This is a genomic window from Bradyrhizobium australafricanum (genome assembly GCF_020329495.1).
In the GTDB taxonomy this organism is placed as follows: domain Bacteria; phylum Pseudomonadota; class Alphaproteobacteria; order Rhizobiales; family Xanthobacteraceae; genus Bradyrhizobium; species Bradyrhizobium australafricanum.
Genome location: NZ_JAGKJL010000002.1, coordinates 85,541 through 97,976 on the forward strand (window position 1 = coordinate 85,541; position 12,436 = coordinate 97,976).

General features: G+C 63.4%; 13 protein-coding genes. 7 read left to right on the forward strand and 6 right to left on the reverse strand.

The features are described 5' to 3' along the window. Positions 1-101 precede the first annotated feature (101 nt). The 5 genes from J6525_RS02225 to J6525_RS02245 all read left to right on the forward strand — a co-directional run bounded on the left by J6525_RS02225 (position 102) and on the right by J6525_RS02245 (position 4,855). Positions 102-443, forward strand: a complete 342-nt coding sequence (locus J6525_RS02225; protein ID WP_028331694.1) for an HdeA/HdeB family chaperone — start codon at positions 102-104, stop codon at positions 441-443. Between the two features lie 92 nt (positions 444-535). Then, positions 536-1,969: a DUF1254 domain-containing protein gene (locus J6525_RS02230; protein ID WP_225641742.1), complete on the forward strand. Its 1,434-nt coding sequence runs from the start codon at positions 536-538 to the stop codon at positions 1,967-1,969. Positions 1,970-2,049: 80 nt separating this feature from the next. Beyond that, positions 2,050-3,159: an HlyD family secretion protein gene (locus J6525_RS02235; RefSeq protein WP_225641744.1), complete on the forward strand. Its 1,110-nt coding sequence runs from the start codon at positions 2,050-2,052 to the stop codon at positions 3,157-3,159. Between the two features lie 142 nt (positions 3,160-3,301). After that, positions 3,302-4,375, forward strand: coding sequence for a SphA family protein (locus tag J6525_RS02240; protein WP_225641746.1), 1,074 nt, complete (start codon positions 3,302-3,304; stop codon positions 4,373-4,375). Between the two features lie 45 nt (positions 4,376-4,420). Continuing rightward, positions 4,421-4,855, forward strand: a complete 435-nt coding sequence (locus J6525_RS02245; RefSeq protein WP_225641748.1) for a DUF2721 domain-containing protein — start codon at positions 4,421-4,423, stop codon at positions 4,853-4,855. A gap of 26 nt (positions 4,856-4,881) precedes the next feature. Here the strand turns inward: J6525_RS02245 and J6525_RS02250 are convergent, their stop codons facing one another. The 5 genes from J6525_RS02250 to J6525_RS02270 form a co-directional block, all read right to left on the reverse strand. Next, the gene (locus tag J6525_RS02250) at positions 4,882-5,784 is read right to left on the reverse strand and encodes an alpha/beta fold hydrolase (protein ID WP_225641750.1); all 903 of its coding nucleotides are present in this window, start codon (positions 5,782-5,784) and stop codon (positions 4,882-4,884) included. A 7-nt stretch (positions 5,785-5,791) separates the two neighbouring features. After that, positions 5,792-7,411: a GMC family oxidoreductase gene (locus tag J6525_RS02255; RefSeq protein ID WP_092079382.1), complete on the reverse strand. Its 1,620-nt coding sequence runs from the start codon at positions 7,409-7,411 to the stop codon at positions 5,792-5,794. A 197-nt stretch (positions 7,412-7,608) separates the two neighbouring features. Beyond that, positions 7,609-8,916, reverse strand: a complete 1,308-nt coding sequence (locus tag J6525_RS02260) for an MFS transporter (RefSeq protein ID WP_225641752.1) — start codon at positions 8,914-8,916, stop codon at positions 7,609-7,611. Between the two features lie 261 nt (positions 8,917-9,177). Beyond that, positions 9,178-9,630, reverse strand: coding sequence for a MaoC family dehydratase (locus J6525_RS02265; protein ID WP_225641754.1), 453 nt, complete (start codon positions 9,628-9,630; stop codon positions 9,178-9,180). 11 nt (positions 9,631-9,641) lie between these two features. After that, positions 9,642-10,133 carry a MaoC family dehydratase gene (locus J6525_RS02270; protein ID WP_028331684.1) on the reverse strand — a complete coding sequence of 164 codons (492 nt, stop codon included), beginning with the start codon at positions 10,131-10,133 and terminating at the stop codon, positions 9,642-9,644. A gap of 170 nt (positions 10,134-10,303) precedes the next feature. On the opposite strand from J6525_RS02270, the gene J6525_RS02275 reads away from it, so the two are divergent. Both J6525_RS02275 and J6525_RS02280 read left to right on the forward strand, forming a co-directional pair. Continuing rightward, positions 10,304-11,074: an IclR family transcriptional regulator domain-containing protein gene (locus J6525_RS02275; RefSeq protein ID WP_018270614.1), complete on the forward strand. Its 771-nt coding sequence runs from the start codon at positions 10,304-10,306 to the stop codon at positions 11,072-11,074. Between the two features lie 164 nt (positions 11,075-11,238). After that, a complete protein-coding gene (locus J6525_RS02280; RefSeq protein WP_083715175.1) occupies positions 11,239-11,865 on the forward strand; it encodes a pyridoxamine 5'-phosphate oxidase family protein in 627 nt (208 codons plus the stop codon). A 43-nt stretch (positions 11,866-11,908) separates the two neighbouring features. On the opposite strand, the gene J6525_RS02285 is transcribed toward J6525_RS02280, so the two are convergent. Further along, on the reverse strand, positions 11,909-12,334 hold the full coding sequence (locus tag J6525_RS02285; RefSeq protein ID WP_225641756.1) for a hypothetical protein: 426 nt from the start codon (positions 12,332-12,334) through the stop codon (positions 11,909-11,911). Positions 12,335-12,436 lie beyond the last annotated feature (102 nt).

The window sequence follows — 12,436 nt, forward strand, 5'->3', positions numbered from 1 at the left end:
GCGACCGGCCACGTCGCAGCCTCCGGGCCGACCATGCAAGGTCGGCCCGATTTAAAGCCGAACATACGAGCTCACAGGAGAGGATCGTGGGACGAACCGCTATGATTGCAGCATCGCTGATCATCGCCGGCATTCAATCAGCGCATGCGCAGACCGACCTCAGCGCTTACGCCAATGCCGAAGGCTATCTGGATGTTCAGAAGCTGACATGCGCACAGCTCGCCGGAACGTGGCAAGGAGACGCCGATCTTCTCACTGCCTGGTACAGCGGCTGGTACAACGGCCTCGCGCGCAAGCATTACCTCGATATCAAAAAGTCCCGTGAGGCCGAGCACGAGGTGATCCAGCACTGCAAGGCTCATCCCGACCAGCTCATCATCGAGGCGATCGCAGTAGTCTTCAAGGATATGAGAGCGGCGCTCGGGATCAGGATGCAGCCGTAGTTGCGCGATCGGACACCTTTCACGACAGGCCGACCTCGGAGCAGCCTGGCGATCGTTTGAAGATCATTCGATTTTGACACAAGGAGAGAACCATGGACATCACTCGTCGCAATCTTGCGCTTGGCGGAATGGGGCTGCTCACCGGAGCGGCGATCGGTCGACCAGCCGTCGCCGAGGAGGGGGCTTTCCTGGGTGTCGGTCAGGGCTTGGAGGACTTCTGGCTCGCGAGCGACGCCTACATATTCGGCTATCCGTTGGTAACGATGGAGATGACGCGCAGGATCATCACCAACGTCGCGGAGCCCGTGGGCACGCGAGGGCCGATGGGCCATATCATCAAGCTGCGCCAATATCCTGACGCATCGTTCCGGGATGTCACCGCACCCAATGCGGACACACTCTACACCACGTCGTTCTTCGACGTCGGGAAAGAACCGTGGGTCCTGAGCATCCCGGACATGAAGGGGCGCTATTTCCTGATGCCCATGCTGGATGGCTGGACGACCGTGTTCCAGGTGCCGGGCAAGCGTACCACCGGCACCGGCGCACAGACCTACGCGATCACCGGGCCCGGCTGGAAAGGCACGCTGCCGGATGGCGTGAAGGAGTACAAATCGCCCACCAACATCGTGTGGCTGCTCGGCCGCATCTATTGCACCGGAACGCCGGAGGACTATGCAGCCGTCCACAAGCTGCAGGACGAGTGCAAGCTCGTTCCGCTCAGTGCTTACGGCAAGCCGTACACGCCACCTCCGGGAAAGGTCGATCCGTCGATCGACATGAAGACGGCTGTCCGCGAACAGGTCAATCGCATGGACGCGGTGTCGTATTTCAAGCTGCTCTGCGAGCTCATGAAAACCAACCCGCCATCCGCGGCGGACGCGGCCCAACTCGCCAAATTTGCCCGCATCGGCATCGTACCCGGGCGCGACTTTGACGAGACCAAGCTGAAGGCGGACTTCCTGAAGCGCGTCCCGGAGGTGTCGTTCGACAGGATCATGCTTCAGTTCAAGGTCAACAAGGCCGTCAAGGACGAGAACGGCTTTGCGTTCACGACGAAAACCGGCATCTACGGTACCGACTATCTGATGCGGGCCCTGGTGACCGCGATCGGGCTTGGCGCCAACCGCCCGCAGGATGCGGTCTACCCGACCTCGCAAAAGGATGCGGACGACCGCAAGTACAATGGTGCGAACAAGTATGTCATGCGGTTTCCCAAAGGCCACTTGCCTCCGGCCGAGGGATTCTGGTCGCTCACGATGTACGACAGCGGCTACTTCTTCGTGAGCAATCCGATCAACCGCTACTCGATCAGCGCGCGTGAAGATCTGAAGCAAAATGCGGACGGCTCGACCGATCTCTACATTCAGAAGGACTCGCCCGGCAAAGACAAGGAATCCAACTGGCTTCCAGCGCCTGAGGGAGATTTCAACCTCATGCTGCGCATGTACTGGCCGCAGGAAACGGACCCGTCGATCATCAACGGCACGTGGACAGTGCCTCCCGTCAAGAAGGTTGGGGCTTGAGAATATGGGCCCAGGCCGGCGGTTTGTTCCCGGATCGAACAGACCGCCGGCAAGAACTTTAGAGTTCTGACGGTTCTTTCATGCTCATCATCCTGACCCTTTACCTCGTCCTGGTGTGGCTCACCTTCTCCAGGCTGAAGCTGGTCAAATGGGGCTGGGCTTCCGGCACCGTCGCCGTGCTGATCGGCGCATTCATCCTTGCGACGTTCCTGGCCATGTTCAACTATTTGACGCCGTCGGGAAGCTTCGTCGTGGTCTCGCGGGTTGTCGAAGTCGCGCCCAATGTCTCCGGCCAGGTCATCGAGATACCGGTCAGGCCCAACGTGCCGGTGAAGGCCGGGACCACGTTGTTTCGGATTGATCCGGCGCCGTTCCAGTACAAGGTCGACCAGCTCGATGCGTCGCTCGCCGGGGCCAGGCAGCAGGTGCTGCAACTCAAGGCCAACTACGAGCAAGCGAACGCCAACGTCGAGGGGTTGGCCAAGCAGCTCGACTATCACAACAAGAGGCTCGCCGCCTACGAGAAGTTGGTCGGCGAAGACGCGCAAACCCAATTTCGATTGCAGGATGTCCAGGTCCAGCAAGAGACAGTGCAATACCAACTTCAGGCCGCCAGGGCGGCGCAACTGAACGCCAAGCTCGCCATGGACTCGGAGATCGGCGGCATCAACACCACGGTTGCACAAATCCAGGCTCAACTCGACCAAGCCAAATGGGAGCTCGAGCAGACGACAATCCGCGCGCCCGGCGATGGCAACGTCACGGTGATGGCGCTGTCGGTCGGCGACCGCGCAGGGCAAGCCAAGGCGGTGATGTCTTTCGTCATCAGCGACGACATCACCATCGTCGGCTTGTTCTCGCCGAACGGATTCCAGACCATCAAGCCCGGCGCGGCGGTCAAGCTTGTGTTTGACAACGATCCCGGCCGCATCCACCAGGCGACGATCATAGGAATCCCGCGGGGCGTAGGGCAGGGCGAGATAGCGGTTTCCGGCACGCTGGCGAGGGTCGGCTCGATCGGCGGCGCCAAGACCTATCCGGCCGTCATCTCCGTGCCGAAGGACATCGACCTAAGTCAGCTCAGGCTCGGAATGCCTGGAACGGCAACCGTATTTGCAGAGAACGCCGGCGTCATCGGCCTGATCATGTCGATCCTGGTTTGGGTCAGCTCGTACACGGCATATCTATGAGACGGTACGATAGATGTATGGCGGCTCGCATATTGCGGAGCGCAGTCCCAAAGCCACACAATGGGACGATCTTGCCGGTTGCCCATAGAGCGAGATATCCAGTCAGGGCTGTTACTGTGGGTGTGAAATGGAGGGCGAAAAGATGAAGGACCGCATGTGCGAAGCGAAGTTGGGTCTTCGCCGCATCGGCCCGGCCATCGGCGTGGCTTTGGCGATTTCCGGATTCCTGTCCGGCGCCGCCCGTGCCGACGAGGGCGGCGTTTCATATTGGCTTCCTGGCCGCTTCGGTAGCCTCGCTGCGACCCCGCAGGTCCCTGGCTGGTCGATGGCGGAGGTCTACTATCACACCAGCGTAAGTGCATTCGGCAATGCCGCGGCCGCCAGGGAAATCCAGGTCGGCAGAATTCCTGCCGCGGCAAACGTCAATCTAAACCTGCATCTGAATGCGCAGGCGGATCTCATCCTTCTCAATCCCACTTATACGTTCGCAACGCCGGTGCTGGGTGGCCAACTTGCGATCGGCGTGACCGGGCTGTTCGGGCGGTCGAGCGCAGATCTGGCGGGGACATTGACGGCGGCCGTCGGCCCGCTGGCGACAACCCGCACCGGCAGCTTCGGCGATTCGATCACATCGGTCGGCGACCTCTACCCGCAGGCGACGCTGAAGTGGAACGCCGGGGTGCACAATTTCATGGGCTATGTAACGGGAGACATCCCGGTCGGAGCATACAGCCCGAGCAGCCTTGCCAATCTCGGCATCGGCCACGGCGCCATCGACGCCGGCGGCGGCTACACCTACTTCGACCAGCAGGCGGGCCACGAATTCTCTGCGGTCGCGGGCTTCACCTATAATTTCAAGAATCCGGATACCCAGTACCAGAACGGGATTGACTTCCATCTGGATTGGGGCGCGTCCCAATTCCTGTCACAGCAGGTTTTCGTTGGCCTGGTTGGTTATGCCTATCAGCAGGTCACCGACGATTTCGGCCAGCACCCTGTCCTGGGAGGCTTCCGGTCCCGCGTGCTTGGCGTTGGTCCGCAGATCGGCTTCCTGTTTCCCGTAGGCGACATGCAGGGTTATCTGAATCTCAAAGGGTATGGAGAATTTGCAGCAGAGAACCGCCCGGCCGGCTGGAATACCTGGTTGACGTTCTCGATCTCTCCGATGGCGCCGACCAGCACCGTGACGCCGACCCGACGGGTCGTGACAAAATAGCAGCGCTGTTGCTGGCTTCGATTGTGTAACCCGAAAGTTGAGTTGATGCTGCCAGATACGCCGTCGGTCAGTCAGCTCTCTCAAGTGATTTCTCAAGCGGCTGCGCCCGCATTTCTGCTTGGCGCATTGGCGGCCTTTATCGCGGTGCTGATTTCCCGCCTGAACCGGATCATCGACAGATCGATTTACCTGAACCAAATTTCGGATCAGGATCAGGCGAGATGCCGGCTCAAGGCAGACCTGCCGCGTCTTGCTCGGCGCGCCACCATGATCAATCGTGCGATCTTCTGGTCCATCATGGGAAGCATCTCGATCAGCATTGTCATCGTCGTCGGCTTTGTGAGTGCGTTCTTTCACATCCAACACGAGCGCGGCGTTGCCATCCTCTTCATTGTTGCCGTTGTGGCTTTCATCGTGTCGTTGGTCGATTTCGCGCGAGAGGTCCGAATTGCCCTGAGCGAGCTCGATCACTACGGCTAGACGCAACGCATTGATACATTCACGCCTTAACGCGCACGCGCGGCAAACGTCGTGAGCGCTGCCACCATCAGCTCCGGCGCTTCCTGCGCGACGCAATGTCCGACGCCGTCGAAGGTCCAGCGGCCCGCATGCGGGATCAGCGCCGCGGCGCGGTCGGCCATTTCCTTGTAGATCGGCCATGACTGCTCGGCGGTCGCGATGCAGACCGGGCAGGCAATGTCGGAGAACCAGGGGAACGGATTACCGCGGGCGTCGCCGGTGTAGATCTGCTCCATGGCCTGGAAGATCGGCCCGAGCAGGGCCGACTCGATTTCCGGCGTGCAAAGCAGCCGCATGCGGCCGTCGTCGAGCCGGGCAAAGCCGTGATGGACATAGGACCACAGCGACCGTTCGGTCCATGGCGCGAAGGCCGGTGCGGCGCGCAGTCGCTGGAACAGGTCGTCGGCGCTGTCGAACTCGGACCGGCGCCGCAGCACGCCCTGCACCGAGCCGTTCGCGATGTCGCTGAGGCCGCCGGCGCGCGGCGCGCGCGGATCCATCGCGGTCGGCTCCGTGACATGCAGGCGCGCGAAGCGACCGGGCATCAGTCTGGCTGCGAGCAGCAGGTCGGTTGCGCCGGCACTGTGACCGATGCCGTAGATGTCATGGAGGTCGAGGCGCTCCACCACCATGCGGACGTCTTCGGCAAAATCCTGGAAGTGATAGCAATCGGCCGGCGGCTTGTGGCTCAAGCCATGGCCGCGGCGGTCGAGCGCATAGACGGTGTGATCGGCAGCAAGCGCCTCCGCGACCTCGGTCCACACCTCCGCGACAAAGCCTGTGCCGTGCAGCAGCAGCGCCGGCGGCTTGTCCGAGGCCGGCTCGCCCCATTGGGCCACCGCAACCTGTGTACCGGCATCGCCGACCAGAAAGCGCTTCGGGGCGTTCATCGTCGCTCTATCGCGCATCCTGCAGGATCATCGCGGCCGCCTTCTCGGCGATCATCGCCGTCGGCGTGTTGGTGTTGCCCGAGGTGATGGTCGGCATCACGGAGGCATCCGCGATGCGCAGGCCGTGCAGGCCGTAGAAGCGCAGCCGCTCGTCGACCACGGCCATCGGATCGTTGGCCGTTCCCATCTTCGCGGTGCCGACGGGGTGGAAGATCGTGGTGCCGATGTCGCCGGCAGCCTTGGCGAGCGAAGCATCGTCGTCGCCGACCGAGGGGCCGGGCAGGAATTCCTCGGGATGATATTTCTCCAGCGCCTTCTGCTTCATCAGCCTGCGCGTGGTGCGGATTGCGTCGGCCGCGACCTGGCGGTCGTCGTCGGTCGACAGATAATTCGGCGCGATCGACGGCTTGTCGTCGGGAACGGACGATTTGATGCGCACGGTGCCGCGCGAGCTCGGCTGCAGATTGCAGGCGCTCACCGTGATCGCGGGGAAGCGGTGCAGCGGATCGCCGAACTTGTCGAGTGACAGCGGCTGCACGTGGAACTGGATGTTGGCGCGCGAGCGCGTCGCGTCCGAGCGCGTGAAGATGCCGAGCTGCGACGGCGCCATGGTCAGCGGCCCGCGGCGGCGAAATGCGTAGTCGAGGCCCATCAGGCCACGGCGAACCAGATTGTAATAGGTCTCGTTCAGCGTGCGCACGCCGGAGACCTTGTAGATCGCGCGCTGCTGCAGATGGTCCTGCAGATTATGGCCGATGCCCTGCACGTCGAGCACGATGTCGATGCCGAGCGGCGACAGCCATTCGGACGGACCGATGCCGGAGCGCTGCAGCACCTGCGTGGTTCCGATCGAACCGGCGCAAAGGATCACTTCACCCCGGGCGCGCGCCTCCACCGTCTCATTGCCCTGCCGGAACAGCACGCCGGCGGCGCGGCCGCTCTCGATCACCAGGCGGTCGACCAGCACGTCGGTCTCGAGCCTGAGATTGCTGCGGTTCAGCACCGGCTTGAGGAAGCCGCGCGCCGACGACCAGCGCCGGCCGCGCTTCTGGTTGACATGGAAGTAGCTGGTGCCCTCGTTGTCGCCGGTGTTGAAATCCGGGATGCGCTTGATGCCCATCTCCTCGGCGGCATCGCCGACCGCATCGAGGATCTGCCACGACAGCCGCGGCGCCTCGATGCGCCAGCCGCCGCCGACACCGTGATGCTCGCTTTCACCGAGGAAGTGATCCTCCAGCCGCCTGAACGCCGGCAGCACGTCGCTGTAGCTCCAGCCGGTGAGGCCGAGCTGCCGCCAGTGGTCGTAATCCGCGGCCTGGCCGCGCATCGAGATCATGGCGTTGATAGCGGAGGAGCCGCCGATCACCTTGCCGCGCGGATAGGCGAGCGCGCGGCCGTTGAGGCCGGGCTCGGCCTCGGTCTTGAACATCCAGTCCGAGCGCGGGTTGCCGATCGCGAAGAGATAGCCGACCGGGATGTGAAACCAGATCCAGTTGTCCTTGCCGCCGGCTTCCAGCAGCAGCACGCGCTTCTTCGGATCGGCCGACAGGCGGTTGGCCATGATGCAGCCCGCCGTGCCTGCGCCGACGATAATGTAGTCGAAATCACCCTCGAGCCTTCGCGGCATGTCCTCTTTCCCGGCAAGCGTCTTTTGTTGGGTTCCTTCTATAGCGTTTTCGAGCGAAGTGGAGCCCGGTTCGCGTGAAGAAAACGCGTCAATACAAGAAAATAGAACTCGGTACTGACAGAGTCAGGACCGAGTTCTATCCAGACGCAGCGGGCCGACACAAGCCCGGCAGTGGATGCCGGGCGTGCGCTGGATGATCAGGGGCGGCTCGGTTCGGCCAGTGTGACCTCATGTCTCGCGCGGGGAACACAGACGATCAGCGTCAGCATGCCGATGCCGAGCACGGCGCCGACGAGGGCGAGCGGTGCGTAGATGCTCCCGGTTGCGGCAGTCATCCAGCCGATCAGGGCAGGGCAGACCGCGCCGCCGAACGAGCCGATCGCTGAGATCAGCGCGATGCCGCCGGCCGCGGCGCTGCCCTCCAGCATCGCGTTCGGAATCGTCCAGAACAGCGACAGGATCGCGAAGATGCCGATCGAGGCGACGGCGAGCAGCGTCACGGTCAGGAGCACGCTGTCTTGCGCGGCTTGCAAGGCGATGAAGCAGGCCGCCGCGACGAGGCCGCAGCAGACCACGTGCCAGCGCCGTTCCCGTGTGCGGTCGGAACTGTAGCCGATCGCCACCATGCCGATCGCGGATGCAACCGAGATCGCGCCGCTCAGCCAGCCGATCTCGGTGGTGGTCGCCACGCCGACGCGTTTCAGCAGCGTTGGCGTCCACAACAGGATGGTGTTGAGCGAGCAGAAGAACGCGAAGTAGATGAAGGAGAGCAGATAGACGCGCGGCTCGCGCAGCGCCGCCGCGAAGCTCCGCGTGGTGCCGGGAACAGCGGCGCGGTCGCGGGCGAGGTCGCTTGCGACCTGCCGCCGCTCGTCGGCGCTCAGCCAGCTCGCGACCTGCGGTCCGTCGGCGAGGTAGAAATAGGCGGCGATGCCGAGCAGCACGGCCGGGCCGCCTTCGAGGATGAACAGCCACTGCCAGCCATGCAGGCCATGGACGCCCTGCATGTGATCCATGATCAGGCCCGACAAGGGACCCGCGATGACGCCGCCGAGCGGCACCGCCATCACGAACAGGCTCGTCATGCGGCCGCGCACGCGATCCGGGAACCACAGCGTCAGATAATACAGGATGCCGGGGAAGAAGCCGCCCTCGGCGGCGCCTAGCAGGAAGCGTAGCAGATAGAGGTGATACTGGTTCTGCACCAGCGCGAGCAGCACGGTGACTGCGCCCCACAGTACCATGATCCGCAGCAGCGTCTCGCGGACACCGACCTTGACCAGCAGGAGATTGCTCGGCACTTCGAGCGCGACATAGCCGACCGAGAAGATGCCGGCGGCAAGCCCGAACACCGCGTCGTCGATCTGCAGGTCGTGCAGGAACTGCAGCTTGGCAAAGCCGATGTTGAAGCGGTCGATAATCGCAACCGTGTAGCACGCCAGCAGGAACGGGATCAGGCGCCAGGCGATCCGTCCATAGAGCCGCGAATGGGCCGCATCCTGCATGAAAGTCTCCTCGAATGATTATTTGATTGTTTGTTGGTGCCGCGACGGCGGTAGGCTCCCTCGCCCCGTTCTTACGGGGTCGAGACGAGCGAAGCTCGCTCTTAGAGGGCTGGGGTGAGGGGCTGCCTCCGCATAATGCGGCGATAGCTGTGTCCGCGGAGGCTCCCCCTCACCCGGAATGCATCTAGCGATGCATTCCGACCTCTCCCCGCAGGCGGGGCGAGGTAAGTCGAGCCCGTTGCTCCGATCGAGTGCGCGCGGCTAGCCCGCCTTCGCGTTCGGCGGAAACTCCAGCATCGCTTCGCCGGCCGCGACCGTCTCGCCGCGCTGGTTCTGTACGGCGACGTCGACCAGCACCCAGCGCGAGTTCGCGGTCGTTTGCTTGGCTTTGATGGTGCCGGTCGGGCGGATGGTGTCGCCGGGCTTCACCGGCTTCAGCCAGCGCGTTTCGAGCCTGCGATGGATCGCGCCGGCCGGAAGCGCCCAGTCGGTCAGCATGCGCGAGATCAGGCCGAAATTGTTCATGCCGTGCATGATGATGCCGCCGAAATTGGTCTTGCCGAAATCGCCCTTCATGTAGTTGTCGTCGAGATGCAGCGGGTTGTAGTCGAGCGATGCATCGCAGAACAGGCGGATCGATTCGCGCGAAACCGCGAATGCCGGGCCGTCGATGGTGTCGCCGGCCTTGAGAGATTCGAAATTCGCCGTGGTCATGGTGATCCTCCTTACATCGGACGGATGGTCTGGCCGCGACCCGAGCAGATCACGTCGCCATGCTGGTTGAAGAAGACGTTGTCGTGCACCACGAACAGCCGCTCGCGCTTGATGAACTTGTCGAGCGCGCGAGCCTGCAGGGTGATGGTGTCGCCGGGGCGGGCCGGGATGTTGTAGCTCCACGACTGTCCGGCATTGACGGTGCCCGGTGAGCGCATCCAGTCGTCGGCCGGCGTGCAGGCGAACATCAGCAGGATATGGATCGCGGGCGGCGCGATCAGCCCGCCATAGGGCCCGGCCTTCGCAGCTGCTTCGTCAAGATAGAGCGGATTAGTCTCGCCGACTGCGCGGCAGTACAGCGCGATCGCTTCCTGCGTGAGCTTGTAGGGCAGCGTCTTGCGCGGCTCGCCGGGGACGATGTCGTCCCACACCTTGCGCAGCTTCGCGTCTTTCCAGAAATCGGTTTCGAACGGGGTGGCCGCAGAACTTTCTGCTTGCGCCATCGTGCATCCTCCTGCTAGTGAGTTCGCCAGGCGAACAATTAATTCGCTGTATGAATTGACGCTAGCGTGGTCGGGAGCCCCTGACAAGCGCGCAGAGCCGCGTCATGTGCAGGCAGCCATGCGGGCTGCGATGTCGTGAGCGCGATGACGGAACCAACTGGGCGCCCGCCATGAGCAAAGAGAGTGACGGCTTCGTGCGCGCGATTGCGCGCGGCTTCTCGATCATCGAGGCACTCGGCAAGCCGCCGGGGCGGCACACGCTGGCGGAGGCCGCCGATACTGCCGGCCTCAACCGCGCCACCGCGCGGCGTATCCTCGCGACCCTGGTCGCGCTGAAATATTGCGCGTCCGACGGACGCTATTTCAGCCTGCGGCCGCGCGCGCTCGGGCTCGGCCTGTCGTATCTCAACGCGCTGCCATACTGGGGTCATGCGCAGCGCGCGCTGGAAAATCTGCGCAACGAGATCGGCGAGTCCTGCGCGATGGCGGTGCTCGACGAGGACGAGATCGTCTATGCGCTGCGCCTGCCGGCGCGGCGGATCCTCTCGGCCAATCTCGGCGTCGGCAGCCGGCTGCCCGCGCATCTGGTGTCGCTCGGCCGCGTCATGCTCGCGGCGCTGCCGCCCGGCACCCGCGAGGCTTATCTCGCGACCGGGGGCTTCAGGCAGGTCACGCCGCGCACGGTCACCGATCCGGAGCGTCTTGGCGAGTTGCTCGCACGGGTCGAGAGCGACGGCTATGCCTGGGTCGATGGCGAGCTCGATCCGGCGATCTGCGGCATCGCGGTGCCGTTGCGCGATCCCGCGGGCGCGGTGGTCGCCGCGCTCAGCGTCAACACGATCTCGGGAACGGTGAGCGAAGCCGGCGCGCGCAAGAAGTTCCTGCTGCCGCTGCGCCGCACCGCGCAGGAGATCCGCAGCCAGATGCTGACATCAGGGTAGGGGACGGCCGTTATCGACGCCTTTTCACCCGCTCCGGACCTGGATGGCTTTCCACGCCCATGCCGAATGAATAGTCTTTCGCCTTGCTGGCCGGGTGAACTGCCAAGGAAAATCGCGGCCACGTCAAAGTGCAGATCGATTGCTCAACTTGCCGGAGGATTGCCGTGGCCGACCCAGTCCGCGCCCCTTTCTATCACGACGGAATGCGTGAGTTGCAGGACCGCTTCGACGGTCGGCGTGTCGCCGACGGCCTCGAGAAGCATCGCCTCCACTTCGAATTCTGGGAACAGGACCGCAAGCTCATCGAGGAGACGCGCTTCTTTTTCATCGCGACCAGCTACCAGGACAACGTCGATTGCTCGATGCGTTCCGGCGATCCCGGCTTCGTGAGGATCACAGGGCCCGATACGCTTGAATTCCCTGAATACGACGGCAACAACATGTACCGCACGCTCGGCAATATTCACCGCAACCCGAACGTCGGGTTGCTGTTTGTACGGCTCGACGGCAAGACGTTTCGCACGCGCATCCGAGGCAAGGCAACGATCCACGACAGCGCCGAAGTGCTTGCCGGGCATCATGCCGCGAAGGTCGTCGTGCGCGTCAAATGCGAGATCTTTCCAAATTGCCCGCGCTACGTTCCGGACCTGATGGGCGCCTCAGCGGACGTACCGGCGAATCTTTACGTGCCTCGGCCCGGGTACGAGCCGCCCGCTCCGGAATGGAAAAGCCGGGATTACCTCAAGGACGTCCTTTCGAAGTACGATCCGCATCGGAAACGTGACGCATAGCGGACAGCCGGGAACCGGATCCGGACGAGCGAGCAAACCGCGATCAGGGCAGCGGCGCCATGTAAGGAATGCTGCCGACCAGAGCGAACACCTGCACCGCGTTGCACAGCATGCCGCCCCAATGCAGCTGGCGCAGCCGCCGCACCGCGGTCGGATCGCCGGCGTCTCTCGCGTCCGCCTCGGCATCGAGCCGCCGCAGAAACCACTGCCGCGCCAGCACCGCGAACCCTGCGATCGAGGCGATGCAAAGCGCAACGGCGAACCGGCCGGCCGCGGCAAAGGCGAGCATGCCGATCACGCCCGAGACAGTGAGCACGAGGAAGTAGGCATTGAACATGCCGCGCAGCAGCCGGGTGACCGGCGGGACGTCGAGCTTCACAAGCAGGAACGCCGGCGCCGCCAGCAGGAAGTATCCCATCGGCACCAGCAGGATGATGGTGGAAAACAACACCGCCTGATCCGGCGTCATGCAGCCGCTCCCTGTTGGAAGGCGAGAGGATTTCGGTGCGGAAAACCCTGGGGTAGTATCCGTGCGGGATATGTCCCGCACTATTAGGCTTTGGTCGGATGC

Excerpts from the sequence above, each read along its gene's own strand:
- J6525_RS02225 (WP_028331694.1), top strand. The coding sequence starts at position 102 with ATGATTGCAGCATCGCTGATCATCGCCGGCATTCAATCAGCGCATGCG.
- J6525_RS02275 (WP_018270614.1), top strand. The coding sequence starts at position 10,304 with ATGAGCAAAGAGAGTGACGGCTTCGTGCGCGCGATTGCGCGCGGCTTC.
- J6525_RS02235 (WP_225641744.1), top strand. The coding sequence starts at position 2,050 with ATGCTCATCATCCTGACCCTTTACCTCGTCCTGGTGTGGCTCACCTTC.
- J6525_RS02270 (WP_028331684.1), bottom strand. The coding sequence starts at position 10,133 with ATGGCGCAAGCAGAAAGTTCTGCGGCCACCCCGTTCGAAACCGATTTC.
- J6525_RS02245 (WP_225641748.1), top strand. The coding sequence starts at position 4,421 with ATGCTGCCAGATACGCCGTCGGTCAGTCAGCTCTCTCAAGTGATTTCT.
- J6525_RS02250 (WP_225641750.1), bottom strand. The coding sequence starts at position 5,784 with ATGAACGCCCCGAAGCGCTTTCTGGTCGGCGATGCCGGTACACAGGTT.
- J6525_RS02265 (WP_225641754.1), bottom strand. The coding sequence starts at position 9,630 with ATGACCACGGCGAATTTCGAATCTCTCAAGGCCGGCGACACCATCGAC.
- J6525_RS02230 (WP_225641742.1), top strand. The coding sequence starts at position 536 with ATGGACATCACTCGTCGCAATCTTGCGCTTGGCGGAATGGGGCTGCTC.
- J6525_RS02255 (WP_092079382.1), bottom strand. The coding sequence starts at position 7,411 with ATGCCGCGAAGGCTCGAGGGTGATTTCGACTACATTATCGTCGGCGCA.
- J6525_RS02285 (WP_225641756.1), bottom strand. The coding sequence starts at position 12,334 with ATGACGCCGGATCAGGCGGTGTTGTTTTCCACCATCATCCTGCTGGTG.
- J6525_RS02240 (WP_225641746.1), top strand. The coding sequence starts at position 3,302 with ATGAAGGACCGCATGTGCGAAGCGAAGTTGGGTCTTCGCCGCATCGGC.
- J6525_RS02260 (WP_225641752.1), bottom strand. The coding sequence starts at position 8,916 with ATGCAGGATGCGGCCCATTCGCGGCTCTATGGACGGATCGCCTGGCGC.